The 17,166-nt window shown below is 63.3% G+C and carries 17 protein-coding genes, 1 tRNA gene and 1 pseudogene; 11 read left to right on the top strand and 8 right to left on the bottom strand.

Annotation, left to right across the window (positions count from 1 at the left end; genetic code table 11):
* Positions 1-9 precede the first annotated feature (9 nt).
* The gene (locus IVB36_RS25820; RefSeq protein ID WP_247372516.1) at positions 10-1,116 is read right to left on the bottom strand and encodes a molybdopterin-binding protein; all 1,107 of its coding nucleotides are present in this window, start codon (positions 1,114-1,116) and stop codon (positions 10-12) included.
* Between the two features lie 54 nt (positions 1,117-1,170).
* A complete protein-coding gene (locus IVB36_RS25825; RefSeq protein WP_247372513.1) occupies positions 1,171-2,004 on the bottom strand; it encodes a substrate-binding domain-containing protein in 834 nt (277 codons plus the stop codon).
* A gap of 301 nt (positions 2,005-2,305) precedes the next feature.
* Here IVB36_RS25825 and IVB36_RS25830 point away from each other — a divergent pair, with 301 nt between their 5' ends.
* The gene (locus tag IVB36_RS25830) at positions 2,306-3,199 is read left to right on the top strand and encodes a helix-turn-helix transcriptional regulator (RefSeq protein WP_247372511.1); all 894 of its coding nucleotides are present in this window, start codon (positions 2,306-2,308) and stop codon (positions 3,197-3,199) included.
* 99 nt (positions 3,200-3,298) lie between these two features.
* On the top strand, positions 3,299-4,528 hold the full coding sequence (locus tag IVB36_RS25835; protein WP_018456163.1) for an ABC transporter substrate-binding protein: 1,230 nt from the start codon (positions 3,299-3,301) through the stop codon (positions 4,526-4,528).
* A gap of 184 nt (positions 4,529-4,712) precedes the next feature.
* Here IVB36_RS25835 and IVB36_RS25840 read toward each other — a convergent pair whose 3' ends face one another.
* Positions 4,713-5,690, bottom strand: a complete 978-nt coding sequence (locus IVB36_RS25840; RefSeq protein WP_247372509.1) for a TAXI family TRAP transporter solute-binding subunit — start codon at positions 5,688-5,690, stop codon at positions 4,713-4,715.
* 106 nt (positions 5,691-5,796) lie between these two features.
* On the opposite strand from IVB36_RS25840, the gene IVB36_RS25845 reads away from it, so the two are divergent.
* From IVB36_RS25845 to mauJ, 5 genes are all read left to right on the top strand, one after another.
* Positions 5,797-6,771 (top strand): tripartite tricarboxylate transporter substrate binding protein, encoded by a 975-nt coding sequence (locus IVB36_RS25845; RefSeq protein WP_035969311.1) that lies wholly within the window; start codon positions 5,797-5,799, stop codon positions 6,769-6,771.
* A 380-nt stretch (positions 6,772-7,151) separates the two neighbouring features.
* A tRNA-Ile gene (locus IVB36_RS25850) sits at positions 7,152-7,227 on the top strand.
* A 225-nt stretch (positions 7,228-7,452) separates the two neighbouring features.
* Positions 7,453-7,755, top strand: coding sequence for a hypothetical protein (locus tag IVB36_RS25855; RefSeq protein WP_247372506.1), 303 nt, complete (start codon positions 7,453-7,455; stop codon positions 7,753-7,755).
* A 479-nt stretch (positions 7,756-8,234) separates the two neighbouring features.
* Positions 8,235-9,623 carry a hypothetical protein gene (locus IVB36_RS25860; protein ID WP_247372504.1) on the top strand — a complete coding sequence of 463 codons (1,389 nt, stop codon included), beginning with the start codon at positions 8,235-8,237 and terminating at the stop codon, positions 9,621-9,623.
* A 31-nt stretch (positions 9,624-9,654) separates the two neighbouring features.
* Entirely contained in the window at positions 9,655-11,085 is a 1,431-nt protein-coding gene (gene mauJ, locus IVB36_RS25865) for a methylamine utilization protein MauJ (protein WP_247393406.1), read from the top strand.
* A 12-nt stretch (positions 11,086-11,097) separates the two neighbouring features.
* Here the strand turns inward: mauJ and IVB36_RS25870 are convergent, their stop codons facing one another.
* Positions 11,098-11,592, bottom strand: a complete 495-nt coding sequence (locus IVB36_RS25870; RefSeq protein ID WP_157642946.1) for a hypothetical protein — start codon at positions 11,590-11,592, stop codon at positions 11,098-11,100.
* Between IVB36_RS25870 and IVB36_RS25875 the strand changes: the two genes are divergently transcribed.
* Positions 11,579-13,333: an amidohydrolase gene (locus tag IVB36_RS25875; RefSeq protein ID WP_247393408.1), complete on the top strand. Its 1,755-nt coding sequence runs from the start codon at positions 11,579-11,581 to the stop codon at positions 13,331-13,333. The genes IVB36_RS25870 and IVB36_RS25875 overlap by 14 nt on opposite strands.
* Positions 13,334-13,367: 34 nt before the next feature.
* On the opposite strand, the gene IVB36_RS25880 is transcribed toward IVB36_RS25875, so the two are convergent.
* The 4 genes and pseudogenes from IVB36_RS25880 to IVB36_RS25895 all read right to left on the bottom strand — a co-directional run bounded on the left by IVB36_RS25880 (position 13,368) and on the right by IVB36_RS25895 (position 16,097).
* The gene (locus IVB36_RS25880) at positions 13,368-13,940 is read right to left on the bottom strand and encodes an ABATE domain-containing protein (protein WP_085350352.1); all 573 of its coding nucleotides are present in this window, start codon (positions 13,938-13,940) and stop codon (positions 13,368-13,370) included.
* Positions 13,937-14,824, bottom strand: a complete 888-nt coding sequence (locus tag IVB36_RS25885; protein ID WP_247372497.1) for an EamA family transporter — start codon at positions 14,822-14,824, stop codon at positions 13,937-13,939. Before IVB36_RS25885 ends, IVB36_RS25880 begins: the two co-directional genes overlap by 4 nt.
* 8 nt (positions 14,825-14,832) lie before the next feature.
* Positions 14,833-15,158: pseudogene (locus tag IVB36_RS25890) on the bottom strand (hypothetical protein).
* 63 nt (positions 15,159-15,221) lie between these two features.
* Positions 15,222-16,097: an alpha/beta hydrolase gene (locus IVB36_RS25895; protein WP_247372495.1), complete on the bottom strand. Its 876-nt coding sequence runs from the start codon at positions 16,095-16,097 to the stop codon at positions 15,222-15,224.
* Positions 16,098-16,358: 261 nt separating this feature from the next.
* Between IVB36_RS25895 and IVB36_RS40195 the strand changes: the two genes are divergently transcribed.
* The 3 genes from IVB36_RS40195 to IVB36_RS25905 all read left to right on the top strand — a co-directional run bounded on the left by IVB36_RS40195 (position 16,359) and on the right by IVB36_RS25905 (position 17,138).
* Positions 16,359-16,487 carry a hypothetical protein gene (locus tag IVB36_RS40195; RefSeq protein WP_018455653.1) on the top strand — a complete coding sequence of 43 codons (129 nt, stop codon included), beginning with the start codon at positions 16,359-16,361 and terminating at the stop codon, positions 16,485-16,487.
* A gap of 139 nt (positions 16,488-16,626) precedes the next feature.
* Positions 16,627-16,836: a hypothetical protein gene (locus IVB36_RS25900; protein ID WP_018455654.1), complete on the top strand. Its 210-nt coding sequence runs from the start codon at positions 16,627-16,629 to the stop codon at positions 16,834-16,836.
* A 122-nt stretch (positions 16,837-16,958) separates the two neighbouring features.
* Positions 16,959-17,138, top strand: a complete 180-nt coding sequence (locus IVB36_RS25905; protein WP_247372493.1) for a hypothetical protein — start codon at positions 16,959-16,961, stop codon at positions 17,136-17,138.
* Positions 17,139-17,166 lie beyond the last annotated feature (28 nt).

A 17,166-nucleotide genomic window follows, 5' to 3' on the forward strand; every position in this document is an offset into this window, starting at 1 on the left:
AAACCCATATCATTCCCGCATCAGATAGGCATCGACCGGCGCGCCCGCTGCAAATCCCTCGTGGCCGGCGGGAACAAGCAGCCATGCATCAGCACGGGCCATTGCCTGGAGCGGCCATTCTCCTACCGCAAGCGGCACCCACGCATGATGTTCCTCGGCCAGCAGGACCATTTCGGCGATGCCGACGCTGGATGCAATCTTTCGCGCGAGCGGCAAGACTATCTGTCGGCGCGGCTGCCGCGCCGACAGAAGGTCGACGAGCGGCAGCACGAGCGCGAGCCAGACCGCGAGCGCATGGTCCGGCGATCCGGGCAAGCCGACGACAGGAATGGTTCCCAGCCGCCCGATCGCGGCGGTGCGTCCGGGCTGGAGCGCAAGACCATGGGCAATCACGTCACCACCCTGGGCCAGCGCCGTGACCGCGGCATCCTTGCGACCGACGCCGCTGCCGCCGATCGTCAGCAGGAGATCGCAGGTAGGCGTCCCCAACGTCTCCGCGATCGATCCCGCGTCTCGCGCGCCGGCCTCGCTCGTCTGCACATCCAGTCCAGCGGCGCGAGCAATGTCCGCGATCAAATGCATGGTCAGCGTTGCACCTGATACATTGACAATGCGCAGCCGCGGACGGCGCACGCTCAGCCGGTCCAGCCCGGCGGCGCGCGCGAGCAAAAGAGCGGCAGGACCGACCGGATACCCCTCTGCGGCGGCAGGCGTTCGTCCGTCGATGTCGCTTCCTGCGCGCCTGACGCCCTGCCCCGGCACGCCCTCCGCCAACACCTGGGCGAGCGGACCAGACACCTCGACTGAATCGGCATCGAGCACACAGTCGCATCCCGCCGGCATCGCGTCGCCGGCATCGACCCAGGCGGGCGCTGTCGGCAGCGGCAGCGGTGAATAGGAGGACGCGCCGACCAGATCATTGGCGCATAACGCCCAGCCGTCCGCGGCAGCGACGTCACAGGATGGTCGCGGCGCGAGCAGCGGATTGCCCGCGGCGATGCAGCCGGCCGCTTCGCTCAGCGGCAACTCCACCGGCTCGAGCGGATCAAGCCCCTTCAGCAACGCGGCGAGCGCGGCGTCGAGTGGCGTCAGCGATGGCGGCAGGCGCTGGGTCATGCGCCATGATGGACCATGCATCGCCCGGTTTGGCAACCGCTGGCGACACGAACGTCAGCCGCCCGATTTGTCCGCATTGGGGAAGAACAGCTGTTGTCCGTCGACCTTGTATCCGGCGATCGCCGCCTGCCCGTCAGGCGAGATCAGCCAGTCGACGAAGTCTTGTCCCAACTCCTTCTTGACGTTCGGAAACTTCGCGGGGTTCACCAGCATCACGCCGTACTGATTGAGCAGCCGCTTGTCGCCTTCGACGACGATGTCGAGATCGCCGCGATCCCGAAAAGCGATCCAGCTGCCACGGTCGGACAGCACATAGGCGTTCGCCGTGCGCGCTGCATCAAGGGCTGAGGCCATGTCCTGCTTGGCTTCGCGATACCATGCGCCCTTGGTACGAGCGATGTCGATGCCGGCGACGATCCAGAGCGCGAGCTCCGCGGCATGCGTGCCTGAGCGGTCGCCGCGCGTCACGAACGGCGCGCCCTTGGCCTCGATCGCCTTCAGCGCGGCCGCGATGTCCTTGCCCTTCACGCCGGCGGGATCGCTCTTCGGCCCGATCAGCACATAGTCGTTGTACATCACGTCAAAGCGCTTCACCGCAAAACCGTCGGCAACGAATTTCTCCTCCTGCGGCCGTGCATGCATCAGCACGACGTCGACTTCGCCCCTTCGTGCCCCCTCGAGCACCTCGTCGGCGCGCCGCGCGATCACCGTCACCTCGATGCCGGTCTTCTCACGGAACATCGGCAGCAGATAGTCGAGCAGGCCGGACTCCTGCGTCGCTGTGGTCGTGGCGAGCACGATCGCGCGGTCCTCCGCGGATGACGCTGCAACGCCGGCGACGAGGCCGCAGAGAAGCGCGAGTGCAACGGAGAGGCGGCGGACGGCCATGATCGGGTTCCCACTGGCTATGACGCGATCATGATGCTGATGGATTGCGCCGCACTCGTGACGCGTTTGCACATTGTGCCCGCAGCGTCGGGAAATTCCGGCAATGCGCCGCGCGCGAAGACCGCAAGATCCACACCACGCGAGCAATTCAGGATCGTTCACCAAGGCAGAGATCGCGCGTGGGGATGTGTTGCAAAGCAGCGAGATGATCGGGCATGGTCGTGGCGGACAAAACTTGAAATGCAGAATTCCACCTGCGTCGAACGTCAAAAAGAAGCAAGAATTTGCATAGGAATGCAGGATGGAATTCCTGACGACCAGCGAAGCCGCCGACTATCTTCGGCTCGGCGAACGCAAGCTTTACGAACTCGTCACCACCGGTGCGATCCCCTGCACCAAGGTGACCGGAAAATGGCTCTTCCCGCGGCACGAACTCGACCTCTGGGTGCTGTCCGGACTGGCGCGCCCGGCCGGCATGCTGATCGCGGAGCCGCCGCCGGTCGTCGGCGGCAGCCAGGACGAGCTGCTGGATTGGAGTCTGCGCGAATCCGTCTCGGGCCTGGGCTCGATGAGCGAGGGCAGCGCACGCGGGCTCGAGCGGTTGCAGCGCGACGAGGTGATGGCCGTGGCAATGCACTTCCACAGCCTCGACGCCGACGGCAATCTTGCCGCCGAGGCCAATGCGACGGTCCTGCGAGACGCTCCGGACCTGCATGATGCATTGCTGGTCGCGTTCGTGCGCCGCGAGCAGGGTCTCGTGCTGCCGCCGGGCAATCCCAAGCGGCTGCGCGGCCTTTCCGACGTGCTCGCGCTCGGGGCCAGGATGGCGATGCGGCAGCAGGGCACGGGCGCGCAGATGCTGCTCGATGTGCTGCTCAGGCGCGCCGGCGCCTCGACGCGCGATTTGCGCCGGATCGAGACGCCGGCCCTGACCGGGCCGGATCTCGCCGAGATCGTCCGCGCGGGACAAGCCGATTGCGGCATCGCGACGCGTGCGTCCGCGCGCTCGGCCGGCCTCGATTTCGTGCCGCTGATCTGGGAGAATTTTGACCTCGCGATGCGGCAGCGCAGCTATTTCCGCCCCGCCATGCAGGGCCTGATCCGGTTCCTCGGCGAAAAGCGGTTGCTCCAGCGCGCCGAGGAGCTGACCGGCTACGATCCCTCCCCGGCCGGACAAATCCGCTTCGCCGCCTGACGTTGACGCCCGCCCCCAAATAGTTGCAAAAGAAACCAATTCAGCCGGGCCATACCCGGGGGTACACCGGCCAACGCGCCGGATCAGGGGAGGACAAATATGAAGCCAACGAGATTTGGACTGCCGGTCGCTGCCGGCTTTGCAGCGACGTTCTTGGCGGCGACGCTGCTGCCGGGCGCCGCAATGGCGCAGGTGTCCGACGACGTCGTCAAGATCGGCGTGCTCACCGACATGAACGGTCCGGCCTCGGCGCCGACCGGCCAGGGTTCGGTGACGGCGGCGCAGATGGCGATCGACGATTTCGGCGGCACCGTGCTCGGCAAGCCGATCAGCATCGTCGTCGGCGACCACCAGCTCAAGGCCGATATCGGCGGCGCCATCGCGCGGCGCTGGTACGACGTCGACCAGGTCGATCTGATCGTCGACGTACCGGTCTCCGCGGTCGGGCTCGCGGTGCAGAACATGGCCAACGAGAAGAAGCGGCTGTTCATCACCCACTCCACCGGCACCGCCGATTTCCACGGCAAGTTCTGCTCGCCTTATGCGATCCAGTGGGTGTTCGACACCCGCGCGCTCGCGGTCGGCACCGCGGACGCGGTGGTCAAGCGCGGCGGCGACAGCTGGTTCTTCATCACCGACGATTATGCCTTCGGCCATTCGCTGGAGCGCGACGCCTCGGCGGTCGTGACCGCCAATGGCGGCAAGGTGCTGGGCTCGGTGAAGCCGCCGCTGGCGACGCCCGACCTCTCCTCCTTCGTGCTGCAAGCGCAGGCCTCCAAGGCCAAGATCATCGGCATTGCGGCGGGTCCGCCCAACAACATGAACGAGATCAAGACCGGCTCCGAGTTCGGCGTGTTCAAGGGCGGCCAGCAGATGGCGGCGCTGCTGGCGCTGATCACCGACATCCACGGTCTGGGCCTGCAGGCCGCCCAGGGGCTATTGCTGACGACGTCGTTCTATTGGGACCTGGACGACAAGACCCGCGAATGGTCGAAGCGCTACTTCGCCAAGATGAACAAGATGCCGTCGATGTGGCAGGCCGGCGTCTATTCGAGCGTGATGCACTATCTCAACGCCATCAAGGACACCGGCACCGACGATCCGCTCAAGGTGGCCGCCAAGATGCGGGAAAAGCCGATCGAGGATTTCTTCGCCCGCAACGGCCGCTTACGCGAAGACAATCTGATGGTGCACGATCTGTGGCTGGTGCAGGTGAAGACGCCGGAGGAAAGCAAATATCCGTGGGACTATTACAAGATCCTCACCACGATCTCGGGCGACAAGGCGTTCGGTCCGCCCGACCCGGCGTGCGCGATGGTGAAGAAGTGAGGGTGTAGCGACGCCGCGCTGACGGTGCACCCTCTCCCCTTGCGGGAGAGGGTGGATTCGCGAAGTGAAGCCGGGTGAGGGGTCGTCTCCGCGAGTCCAACTCGCTGTTGAGTTCGCGGAGAGATACCCCTCATCCGGCGCTTCGCGCCACCTTCTCCCACAGGGGGAGAAGGAAGGAAGCGCGCTACTTCACCACCCCGATCTCGCGAAAGTACTTGATCACGCCGGGATGGATCAGCTCGGGCTTCGGCGCGGCGGCGACGGTGTTCGCGGCCGTAGTCTCGCAGGCTTGCGCGAGCTGCTTGCAGAAGGTCGGCTCGACACCGTGAAGCGTCTTCGCCAGGCGATAGGCGACATCGTCAGGCAAATCTTCGCGTGTCAGCACAAAGCTCCAGGAGCCGAGCGAGGCGATCGGCTCGGACTGGTTCGGGTAGCTGCCGGCCGGCACGGTGAGCGGCTTCAGGAACGCATGCTTGGCGCGGATGCGCGCGATCTCCTCCCCGTCAGGCGCGATGAAGCGCGCGCCTGATGTGCTCGAGGCCACCGCGGCGAAGCCGGGCCAGCCGATGCCGGCGCCCCAGAGTGCGGCGACACGGCCATCCTCGACCATCGCGGGGCCATCGCCGGCGCGGTCGAGATAGATCGCCTTGAAGTCCTCGTCCTGCTTCAACCCGAGACCATCGAGCACATAGCGCGCCAGGATCGGCAGGCCCGAGCCCTTGGCGCCGAATGCGACGGGCTGACCGACCAGATCGCGAATGGTCTTGTAGGCACTGTCCGCGCGCACCACGAACATGCCGGGGTTGGAATAGATCGCCGTGAGGATCTTCAACCGTACCGGCGCGCGGCCGATGCCGGCGAAGGCTTCATAGGCCGGCTCGCCCGCGACCAGGGCGAGATCGAGCGCGCCCTTCTCCAAGAGCGGAATGTTCTCGTTGCTGCCCTTGGTGTTGCGCGGGGCGATGATCACTTGCGGATCGGCCGCGTTCATCACTTGCGCAAAGGCGTTGCCATAGAGCGGAAAACCGCCGCCGGGCGTCGCGGTGCCCAAGCTGATCGTCAGGCTGGGTGTGTTGGTCGGAATGGTGTTGGCTCCGGTTTGAGCGGCAGCGGGGCTTGAAAGCAGCGCCGCGCCGAGAAGGAAAACAAAAGCGAATCTCATGGTCGGTCCCGGCGGGGGCGCGTCAACATCGACTTGCGGCGATGTAGGCAGCGCCCCGATTTTGTGAAAGCATGCAGCCCAACGACAATAGAACATGGGAGGCGTCATGTTGCGAATTTTGCGTAACAGTGTTTTCGGGCTGGTTTTCCTTTCAACGCTGTTGGGCGCCGCACCTCCCGCCTCCGCCGCTTATCCCGACCGTCCCGTGCACTGGATCATCGGCTTCTCCGCCGGCGGCCCGGTCGACATCGTGGCGCGGATCATGGCGCAGTGGCTGACCGACCGCTTCGGCCAGCAGTTCATCGTCGAGAACCGCACCGGCTCGGGCGGCAACATCGCGGCCGCTGCTGCGATCACCTCACCGCCGGACGGCTACACGCTGCTGTTCGTCGCGCCCAACAACGCGATCTCGACCTCGCTCTACAAGAAGCTGCCGTTCGACTTCCTGCGCGACACCGTGCCGGTGGCCAGCATCATGCAGCTCACCAACATGCTGGTCGTCTCCAACGCGTTCCCGGCGAAGACGGTTCAGGAGTTCATCGACTACTGCAAGGCCAATCCCGGCAAGATCTCCTTTGCTTCGTCCGGCAACGGCACCTCGGTGCACATGTCGGCGGAGCTGTTCAAGGTGATGAGCAAGTGCGACATGGTGCACGTGCCCTATCGGGGATCTGCGATCGCCTTCCCCGACATCATCTCCAACAAGGTGCAGCTGATCTTCGACAACCTCCCCTCCGCGATGGAGCAGGCCAAGGGCGGCAACGTCCGCGCGCTCGGCGTCACCTCGCCGCAGCGCTGGCCGAGCGTGCCCGACGTGCCCGCGATCGCCGAGACGTTGCCCGGCTTCGAATCGGTCGGCTTCTACGGCATCTCCGCGCCGAAGGGCACGCCGGCCGACGTGATCGAGATCCTCAACAAGGCCGTCAACGAGGCGCTGAAGGACCCGAAGCTGGTCGCGCGCCTCACCGAGACCGGCGGCATCCCCAAGCCGATGACGCCGGCCGAGTTCGGCAAGCTCGTCACCGACGAGACCGAGAAGTGGCGCAAGGTGGTGGAGTTCGCCGGCGTGTCGGTGGACTAGGCCTGCGGAACTGCCGCGCGCCTGCAGCGCGCCAACGCGACATCGGAGGGGATCGGAAGACCCCTCTCCAACAAAATGTGCGAAAACAACCCCATGCACAGTAGAAAGATCTTGGCATTACAAGGGGTTACAGAATCGAAAACCGAGCCCCCTGGCGCGATTGCCAGAGGGCGGGGACGAAGGCTCGGCGAGATGGGCTTGCGCCGTCGGGCAAAACAGGACTATAAGGGCATCATCGCCAATTTCGGTTATTCAAAAATCCCAAGGCTTGCCGCGCCAACGTTTGCAACCGCCGGCGCCAGCATTGCACCCCCGCCTCCGTCCCTGTAAACGAACCGCGCACCGTTGCCGGCCGCAGCTTTCGCGGCCGTCTCGCGGCGGGGCCTGTAGCTCAATGGTTAGAGCCGGCCGCTCATAACGGTCTGGTTGCAGGTTCGAGTCCTGCCGGGCCCACCACGCTTCGCCCTTCGGGCTACGCGTGGCGCAGCCGCGCGGAGAACGAGGGCGAAGCGTGGTGTCCGGCGTAGCTTGAACGAAGTGAGAGCGAAGACGGACGAACTGCTGCGAGGCCAGCGCAGGCGGCTATGGCGCGAAATATGCGAAGGCTGCCGCCCGAGAGCAGACCGTCGAAAGCCGGTTCGTGCTTGCAACTCCAAGGGTCTTTTCGATAAATTTGCGACCATGACCTCCTTTGCTCAAGCCCCGGAGAAAGAGGCTCGTACGCTATGGTGGCTGCCCCTTGTTGCCGCTGTTGCCGGGGTTACGACTGCGACTCCCCTGGCGTGGGACAGCAAGAACTTTGGCACGTTTCTGCTTCTCATCTCACTCTACTTGCCCGCGGTGGCATTGGTTTGCCTCGGACTCTGCATCTGGGCAGGAGTTGAGAGAAACTCACCCCGAGCACGTTCGATCGTCATTTCGCTGGTGGTGATGCTCACGCTGATCGGCGGAACGTTCTGGGCACTGCCGGCAGCGGAAGGATGAACTTCGGTTTCTAGCCTGGTTACGCACTCACAAGGACGCACTGCAATGGTTCGCAGACAGGGACTCGGTAATGCTTGATTGGGAAAGCTGGGGGATGGCAGGTATGGAAAACGACGCTTACCTCGTCTCGAACCCGGGCGATAACCTCACTCAGGACGGCGGAGCTTCGGAGTGGCTCCGCCACGTCGGATCAACTTGCGAAATCGTTGCTTCGAAACGGATGCGCCGTGGAATCTATATCATCACGACTTACAATTGCCCGCTGCAATAAGGAACATGCAGCTGTAGAGCGGAGAGCATCGGTGAAGTTGCGGTGACAGCGCACTCCATGATTGACCCGCTATCGAGCACCCAATTCTTATGAATTAAGTGCACAGTCACCGTAATCCCGCGGTATTGATCTTTCTTGTGGCTCTGTGTGGCATGGCGGTTCTAGCTGAAACGTCATGTCGAACAGACCGAACACCTAAAGGCGCTCCATGCCGAAGATCGAGAGCGGTAAGCCGCTGCATTGCGTTGAGCTAGTAACGGGTGATCGCCTTACGGGAAACGTGTTGATGTCGGACGAAGAGATTCGCGCCGACATTTACAGCTATACGGATTTCTTCCACATTGAGGGGGAGCAACCCGTCTTCCTTCAGACCGAGACGAATGAGATTGTCTCCCTGCATTCCAACATCACGACGACTGCGGGAACGAACTCGCGCAATATCGAGCCCAAGAGAGCTACCCGCCGGCAAGAGATCATCTCAAACGTCGCTGTTGTCGGCCATGATCCATGGACGGCCGAAGACGGAGTAAAGCGGGTTAGCTTCCAGGTGAAGCACTCGAAGCAGTTGATGCATCATAACGCCAAGGTCAAGGCGATCGGCCAGACGAAGTACCCAAATGAGGAGCACTTCACGCTTTTCACCGACACCGCCGGGGGAATGACGCTTCGAGCGTGGTACGGCGCCAGCTATGGCATGGAATTCGACGCCCCCAAGGAACTCTGGCCGAGTTTCGCGATCGAGTTCGAAGAGCCGCGAAGCATCCGGGACTATATCCTGTACGTCTCGGATTACGTCGGCTTCCTGTCGTTTTGCTTCGGCGTGAATCTCAAGCCGTCGGCGATCCGGATCGACCGCCTCTCCTTTACGCAAATGATGGAAGCGATCGAGAAACACGAATATCCCGGCGACCACGAAGTGCACTATGTCTGGCCCGAGGCCGAGATCGACAATCGCGACCTCTGGGTCGGGGGTTCTCCGGTACGATCCTGGGACGATAAGGAACTCGCCTCCTTTCGCGAATGCCTCGTTGCCTGGATGAACCGCGTGGCGGCGTGGCGGCGCCCTGGCGCGCTGATGATAACGAGCTTTGGCCTGAAGAATGTGGTTTCGTCAGAAAGGCTCCTCAACGCCTGCCGCTGGCTTGAGGACATCCCCGTCGCAAAAGCGCAACCCGTTCTCTCGCCGTCGGATACCGACGCAATCGCGGCCACGGCGGCTGCGAAGGCGCAGGAACTAGGGCACGGTCCTGCGATTGCCGAGCGGATCGCGGGCGCCATCCGGTGGATCAGGGCGGAAACGGCCGAGCAGCAGTTCAAGCGTCTTATCGGCACGGTCGAAGCAAAATTCGGCATCGGTGTTCTGCCACCCGAGGCCGTGGACCACCTTAAGCGCGCGATCAGCTTTCGCGGCAAGAGTGCCCATGGCCATTTCAACCCGGAAAGTGACGCCGAATTTCGCGCCTTCTCGAAATCAACGCAGGCGATGGAAGCGCTCTGCTATCTGCTGACGGCCCTGGAGTTGCCGATCGGCGAGGACGGCCTTAACCGAATCGGGTCCAATTCCGTGCTCCGGGACTATCGCATGGCCTACGATTAGCTGCCGGTCGGGCCATGGGAAGAGAGTGGCGATGTATGCAAAGAATCTGGCCCGTATTCTTGGGCTGCTGTGCCAGAACAGCGACGTGTCTTACAGCACGCCGCAGGAATTGGAGCAGCGATTTGAGTCACTGCGTCGCTACGACCGGCTCCCGCGCGGAAGGGAGCGGCGCGAAGAGAAGCTGTCGGGCAAGCATATAGCCGCTGCCGTGTTTGGGCTTGTCCCGACGCATCCCGGTTGGGCCGGGCATGTCGCGATCATACTGGAGGGGTTGCGGCCCGTTGGAGGCACCGAGGCGTCGTTCTTCATGGCCGAGACGCTGAGCGACGTCATTGCTGCGCTTCTGGCAGATGACGGAGCCCGAAAGGAGTTCATCCGGATGACCCTTACCATGGCTGAAACCGGCATGAACAGTCATGGCGGCGCCGAGGTCATGTACCGGCGCAACGGGGAAAAGCAGCGAGTCTATTTTGTACCAAAAGAAGCGGTCTCGCTGATCTCGCCCGGACGCGAAGTCGATTTCGACCCTGACCGCGATCGGATGAATGCGCCAACGCTGCGCGAACTGTCGTTTACGCAGGAGTTCTTTCGCCGGCTGGCCCGGGAATGTGCGCTGGCCGAGCGCTTTCCCGCGCCACCTGACGGCGACGGCTCCGAATACGATTCCGAAGAAGCCGAACAGGAACGTTACCGTAAGCTCGGCGTGCGTAATGGCTCGCGCTATCTCCATGTCGGCGTGGACAATCAGGTCACCTGGCCCAAGGAGGAAAAGCTCATCACGTTCGATCGGTACCAGTTGGTGCTCATGCCCAAGACCAACGAAAACGTGCAATCGGCCCACATCGATCTGACGGCCAACCGCCTCGACGAACGAGGCGCTATGACGGTCATCAACCGCTTTCTTAGCGTGATGGCATGGTGCGACGATAACTTCGCGATTGCACAGCATGGGTGGTCGGGCAATCCCGTCCCCGTTCCGGTCTCAAAGCGCGACCTCGCGTTCACAACAGCGTACGACTACATCTTCGACCGGAAGATACCGGATTCCGAGGAAGCACGGCGCGCCCTTGCGCTCTACCGGGAGGCGCGGAACGCGCAGCAAAATGAATTCGTCAGCTACGCCGTGCTGAACTACTACAAAATCATCGAGATCAGATATCCCGGAAAGGAAGCCGCGCGAAAATGGTTTCTCACGAATCTCGAAACGCTGCGCAGCAAGTCCAAGAGAGACGACGATATCAGCCGCTTCCTCGCCATATGCGGCAGCGAACCGCCGCATAAATATATACACGATTCATGCCGTATTGCGGTTGCGCATGCGGGAAAGCACTCAACGTCCGATCCCGACGATGCCCTTGAGATTGTCCGCCTGCATACGGCTGCCCGCGTCATGCACCGGCTGGCACGCCGCTTCATCGAGCAGGAGTTTGCGGTTTCGGACGTGATGTACTCGGGCGACTGAGGGTATCGCTTTCTACCGACCGACGTAAGATGCGCTATATAAGAGACTTTTGGGCACCTTCAACATCGCAGCGGCCGATAGCCTACAACCGATCTTTTTCGCTTTCGCCGCACCAGCGCTGTCCTCGATGAATTCCACGAGCTCGAAAAGCAGGAAATTTATTTTGCGCCGCCTCAGGAACTCAACGATCCCATGGAGGGAAGCAAGATGTTTGTCTGGCAAGGCGATGCTACCGTCTGGCATAATCTCCTCCGGCACTTCCAAACGCAGACAAGACCGATCATTATCCCGTCGCTCATAGCGGTCTGGTTGCAGGTTCGAGTCCTGCCGGGCCCGCCAGCCTTCGCTCGCTTCGCGAGCTTCGGCTAGGCAAGCCGGAGCCACAAACGAAGGCTGCCGCGCCGAAGCCCAACCGGCGAAGGCGGGCTGCAAAATCAAACTTGGGCCTTGACCGGATTTTCCGGTGGACCGGCTGATTTTGTTGGAGCCAGACATGGTCAGGATCACGATACTCCCCGTTGCGACACGCGATGTCCGCGAGCGCATCCGGCGGCGGATGTGTGGCGCCGCTTCGGCCTCTCTCATGTCGGGACTGATGATGCGAAAGCTTCTGGCGATTTTGGTGATCTCGTGCTGGGCCAGTTTGGCTTACGCACAAAAGGCCGACCTCATTGTCACGAACGCAAAGCTCGTGACGCTGGATCCCGCATCGACGATCGCGCAGGCTCTCGCAGTCCGCGACGGCAAGATCGTTGCTATTGGCGGCAACGATGCCGTGGAAGGCCTGATCGGGCCCGCGACGCGCCGGGTCGACGCAGGTGGACGCACCATCATTCCGGGATTGATCGATTCCCATATTCACGCCGTGCGCGCCGGCCTCACCTACGCAACCGAGGTCAACTGGATCGGCGCAAAGACGATTCCCGAGGCCATGGAACGCTTGCGCCAGGCGGCAACAGCGCGCCCGGCATCCTGGATCATCGTGGCCGGCGGCTGGAGCGAATTGCAGTTTACTGAGAAGCGGCGGCCAACGCTCGCCGAGGTGATGGCGGCCGTTCCCGACAATCCGGCTTACATCCAGCTGTTCTATTCGGCGGTGCTGATGACGCCCAAAGCGCAGCAAGCCCTCGGGATGTCCGCGGATCAGTTGTCGGCCGGGATCACGACCGAACGCGCCGCATCGGGCGACGCCACGGGGTGGCTCAACGGCTCCATCGTCAGTATCTCCGCGCTGTTCGATCGGCTGCCGAGGCCGAATTTCGAGGAGAATGTCGCCGGGACCCGGCAGTTCTTCACGGAGCTCAATCGTCTCGGCGTGACCGGGATCGTGGATCCCGGCGGCTTCAGCATCTATCCCAGCCACTACGCGGCCTTGCAAAAGCTCTGGCGTGACAAATCATTGTCGGTTCGCGTTGCCTTCAGCCTGTTCGCCCAGAATGTCGGCGCGGAATTCGACGAGTACAAGACTCTCACGCCGTTCCTGCCGATGGGATTCGGCGACGACATGCTGCGGTTCAACGGACTAGGCGAGCGGATCACCGGCGCCATGTACAACAACAATGCGCCCGACGCGGCCGCCAAGGGCAAGTTCCGCGAGATCATTCGCTGGGCGGCCAAACAAGGGCTGACAGTCACCATCCACTGGCAGGAAGACAAATCCGTCCATCACCTCCTGGACCTCTATGACGAGGTCAACAAGGAGACGCCGCTCGCGCCGTTGCGCTGGTCCATCGCCCATCTCGACAACACCTCGCCCCAAACGCTGGCGCGCATGAAAGCCCTTGGTATCGGCTGGACCATGCAGGACGCGATGTATCTCGGAGGTGACCGTATCGTGGCGCAGGTCGGCGAAGCCGCCCGCAGCATGCCACCCCTCGTCACGGCGTTGCGCATGGGAGTCCATGTCGGGGCCGGCACGGATGCGCATCGGGTCGCATCCTACAATCCGTTCGTGGCGCTGCAATGGATGCTCGACGGCAAGACCGTCGGCGGACTCTCGACGCGCGGCCCGGACGAAACACCCAGCCGCGAAGATGCCTTGCGCCTCTACACCGTGGGAAGCGCGTGGTTCTGCTTCGACGAGACGCGGCGCGGCACGCTGGAGACCGGCAAGCTCGCCGACTTCGCGATTCTCGATCGGGATTTTCTGTCCGTCCCCGTCGAGCAGATTGGCGCCACGGCGTCTCTGCTGACGGTCGTGGGCGGCAAGGTCGTCTACGCAGCGGATGCTTTCTCGAGCGCAAAATAGAGCTGGAGGCTTGTTGTTCAAGGCAGCTGTCGGCTTACCGGCGCGATTGCATCTTTGCGCGGTTTCCGCAGGTGGCCATTTCGCACCAGCGACGGGATCTGTTCTTGGTGCGATCGATGAACAGCCAGTGGCAGTCGTGCTGTGGACATCGTTTCAATCGGTCGAGTTCGTCGCCGCGCAGCAGGTCGACCGCAGCCCAGGCAAGCGGACCAAGGATCCGGTCCCCGTGCGTGAATTCGATGGTGGCCGGCGAACCGGTCAGCAATGCGGCCGTGAAGGTACGGGCCGCAACATCGTGGATCACCGCCATGCCCAGCGCCGGCGGTTCATCGCCGTCCGCGATCGCAGCGCCTACTTTGTCGATCGCGTTGCGCAGGCGCCGGCCATCTTCGGCCAGCAACGCCCGCTGCCTTGCATTAAGCGAAAAATCGACGCCCACCAGTCCAGCATCCCTTGCCCAGGCCAGCATTCCCTCGGCGTCGCGCAAGTGATCGACCTCTTGGTCCGTGCCGCGCCAGCTGATCGTGTTGGCGAAATCGAGCGCCAGATTCCCCGCTACGCGGTGAAGCGGCGGCGGTCGATCGGCGATGCTGCGCAAACGCTTCACGTCGGACGTTCTTCCCAAGGCCGGAGCAGCGCCATCGCGGCGGCCACCAGCATGAGGGCAGCGCCGCCGATCTCGAGCCAGCCGATCGCCTCGCCGAACAACCACGCACCGGTGCCAAGCGCGATGATCGGAGAGACAAAGGCATACAGACCTGCGCGCATCGTACCCCATTCACGCAGCAGCACGAGATAGATCGTATAAGCCACGATCGTTCCGAGCAGCAACAGGAACAACAGGCTGCCGATTGCCGCCGGAGTGAGGAAAGCGTCGAGCGTGTCTCTCGATACGGGTTCCAGCACCAGCGAAAGGCCGAGCAGGGCGGCGCCGCCGATCGCCGCCTGCACCATCGTCAGCGCCAGGGGCTTCACCGGACCGACCAACGGACGCGCGACCACGCTGCCGACGCAATAGCTCACGGTCGCGGCGACGATCGCCGCGAGCCCAAGGCCGCTCGCATCGGACTCGGCCCCGAGCCGCGCCCAGAACAGCCCGATGACACCGACACAACCGATCGCGAGCACGACGGCATGATGCCAGGTCGGCCTCTCCTCGCCGGTCAACGCGGCGAGGGCGAACAGCAGGACCGGAATCAGGGTAAGGTTGACCAGCCCCGACAGCCCTGATGGCACGTGCTGCATCCCCCAGAACAGCAAGCCGTAGGTGCCGGTGTTGACCAGCAGAGCTGAAACGATCGTTGGCCGTGCGCGGCCTTCGGCGAATGCGGCGCCGGCCCCGCGCACCCCGATGGCCAGCAGTGCGGCCGCCAGCAGGTATCGCGCGGCGGCGAGCAGCAGCGGGGGCAGATCGCCGAGCCCGACCTTGATGGCGGCCCAGGTCAGCCCCCAGATCAACGACATTGCGGCGAAGAGGACAAAGTTGCGCACCGTCGTGCTCAGCGCATGCCGTACCGATCGACCAGAACGCGGTGGATTTCCACCCTTTGAGGGAGTTCGATCAGGAGTTCGGGATCGCGGTCGAGGTGATGCACCTTGGTCGGCTCGGCCTTGGTGAAGGCAGTCATTGCCTGCATGTCGGACCAGTAAGAGATGGTCGTGAACCATGTCTCCTCGTCAAGGTCCTCGCGCAGCAGCTGGACGCCGAGCGCCGTCTTCTCGAGCGGCGGAATGCCTTCAGCGGAAGATATTGCTCGTAGCTGTCGGCGATGTCCCGCCGGGTACGACCACGCCAGATTCGTGCGATGGAAGGATTGGTTGGCATGCTTGCTTCCTCCTTTAGGCGGCGAAGGGACACCAGCGCGGCGAAGGCCGCGCCGTGGGACGATCAGGCATGGACACCCGCAAGGAAGGCGCGGACCAGGGGCAGCGCCTCATCGAAATGCGTCTCGAGCAGCCAGTGTCCGGCGCCGTCGAGCAGGTGCAGATCGACATCAGGCAAGTCGCGGCGATAGGCGCGGGCGGACTCGGCCGGCATGTATCCGTCTTCGGGGCCCCACACCACGAGCGTTGGAGGACGGTGCTCGCGCAGATACGCCTGATAGCGCGCGAACCAGCCGAGATTCTCCTCCAGCTTCTCCATCAGCCCGACGCAGACCTGTCGGCGCACTGGCGTGTCCATGAGTGGCCAATGAAGCTTCCAGAGGTCGGGCGGCACCCGGGCAGCGACGTCGTCCGTCACTTCGCCAACGAACTCCGCACGGAAGCCATCCTCGCTCACGGCCTCCTCGAGCGGGCGGTGCCTCGCCGGCGTCTTGTCCGCCCACCAGGCCTTGATGGTCGCGTATTTCGGGCCCAGCACATCCTCATAGATATCGCCGTTCTGGATGATGAGCGCGGCGATCCGCTCGGGGTGAGCGATCGCGTGCCTTAGCCCGATCTGGGAGCCGTAATCGTGGAGCCACAAGGCGTATCGTCCGAGGCCGAGCGCATCGGCGAGGCCGGCCAGCACGTCTGCATAGGCATCGAAATCATAGGCGAATTCCGACGGGTCGGGCGTGCCGCTGTAACCAAAGCCCGGCCAGTCGAACGCGATCGTCCGCCACCGGTCCGCGAGCGCCGGCATCAGCCGGCGGAACTGGAAGGAGGAACAGGGATAGCCGTGCGGCAGCAGCAGGACCGGCGCGCCGGCGCGTCCCGCTTCGCGATAGAAGATCGACATCCCGTTCAACGCCAAGCGCCGGTGCGCCAGTCCGCTCGCCATTCAGGCCTCCATCATCTGACACCACCTAAATGCGTTTAGGCGGTGAACGTTCCGAGGCCGGGGAGCCGTGTGGCGACGAACAATCGGCGCGATCACGCGCCATCGTTGTGCGGGTGGTGCCGAAGCCGACATGAGCGTAGGGCTTATCTGGCACCGTTCGGCTGTTCCGCTGGGCTGCCCCACCAGAAACGCTGCGTGTTCTCGCCGAGAACCCGCCCATACAATGCTCAATCAACCGCTCTTTCGCGGCAGGAGCCGTCCATGACCAATGAAAAAGGCCCGAACATCAAGAAGAAGCAGAAATGCAAGAACTGCGAAGGCAAAGGCCTGCTCAAGAAGGGCGACAAGGTGGTGAAGTGCCAGCGCTGCAAAGGCACGGGCGTGCGGTGATGATGAGGTGATGGCCTCCAATGCGGACGGCGTACTTTCCCAGGTTGCGCAGGCTCGCGACTGACGTTCACCGCATCTGACATCACGATTGGCACTTCCTGCGGCAAGACGCGTTGCGGTCTTTTCGAGGGAGCTGCAGATGACCAAGACCGACACGGAGGGCGTAAAGACCGGGACACCGCCGACGGGTTCGGCGGCGCTCAACCCCGGGGACGAAGCCGCACCGGGGACGATGGGCACCGGCGAAGATGTGTGTCCGGATTGCCATGGCAAGGGGCGGATCGACGGCGCGCCCTGCGCGACGTGCGGCGGCAGCGGGACCGTGATCCGGGCCGTCGGCGGGGCCTGAGCAAAGCGCGGGCCGCGCGGCGCTTGCGCCAGGCTGTGGCTTTCGATTGCGCCTTCATTGTTCCAGCAACGAACGGCCCTCGCCCGTGTTTTCCGGATGCGAGAAACACAATGAGGCGCAGCATGACCAAAGATGCCGGACTGAAGCCCGACGATTTCCCCATCGAAGCCGACAAGGACAAGCTCAGGACCCACAAGGGCGAGCCGGTGGCCTCGGCCGAGTCGGACACGATCGCGGATCAGATCGCCGAACGGCTGAACGAGCATGCTCACCAGGAAGAGCAGGATCGTTGGTCGGCCTAGGCAATTCGCCTTGCCGACACCCATCCGG

The organism is Bradyrhizobium sp. 35 (assembly GCF_023073215.1).
Taxonomy (GTDB): Bacteria; Pseudomonadota; Alphaproteobacteria; order Rhizobiales; family Xanthobacteraceae; genus Bradyrhizobium; species Bradyrhizobium canariense_D.

Coding starts and splice junctions, on each gene's coding strand:
- IVB36_RS25845 (WP_035969311.1), top strand. CDS start 5,797: ATGTTGCGAATTTTGCGTAACAGTGTTTTCGGGCTGGTTTTCCTTTCA.
- IVB36_RS25860 (WP_247372504.1), top strand. CDS start 8,235: ATGCCGAAGATCGAGAGCGGTAAGCCGCTGCATTGCGTTGAGCTAGTA.
- IVB36_RS25855 (WP_247372506.1), top strand. CDS start 7,453: ATGACCTCCTTTGCTCAAGCCCCGGAGAAAGAGGCTCGTACGCTATGG.
- IVB36_RS25905 (WP_247372493.1), top strand. CDS start 16,959: ATGACCAAAGATGCCGGACTGAAGCCCGACGATTTCCCCATCGAAGCC.
- IVB36_RS25900 (WP_018455654.1), top strand. CDS start 16,627: ATGACCAAGACCGACACGGAGGGCGTAAAGACCGGGACACCGCCGACG.
- IVB36_RS25830 (WP_247372511.1), top strand. CDS start 2,306: ATGGAATTCCTGACGACCAGCGAAGCCGCCGACTATCTTCGGCTCGGC.
- IVB36_RS25875 (WP_247393408.1), top strand. CDS start 11,579: ATGGTCAGGATCACGATACTCCCCGTTGCGACACGCGATGTCCGCGAG.
- IVB36_RS25895 (WP_247372495.1), bottom strand. CDS start 16,097: ATGGCGAGCGGACTGGCGCACCGGCGCTTGGCGTTGAACGGGATGTCG.
- IVB36_RS40195 (WP_018455653.1), top strand. CDS start 16,359: ATGACCAATGAAAAAGGCCCGAACATCAAGAAGAAGCAGAAATGCAAG.
- mauJ (WP_247393406.1), top strand. CDS start 9,655: ATGTATGCAAAGAATCTGGCCCGTATTCTTGGGCTGCTGTGCCAGAAC.
- IVB36_RS25820 (WP_247372516.1), bottom strand. CDS start 1,116: ATGACCCAGCGCCTGCCGCCATCGCTGACGCCACTCGACGCCGCGCTC.
- IVB36_RS25825 (WP_247372513.1), bottom strand. CDS start 2,004: ATGGCCGTCCGCCGCCTCTCCGTTGCACTCGCGCTTCTCTGCGGCCTC.
- IVB36_RS25835 (WP_018456163.1), top strand. CDS start 3,299: ATGAAGCCAACGAGATTTGGACTGCCGGTCGCTGCCGGCTTTGCAGCG.
- IVB36_RS25840 (WP_247372509.1), bottom strand. CDS start 5,690: ATGAGATTCGCTTTTGTTTTCCTTCTCGGCGCGGCGCTGCTTTCAAGC.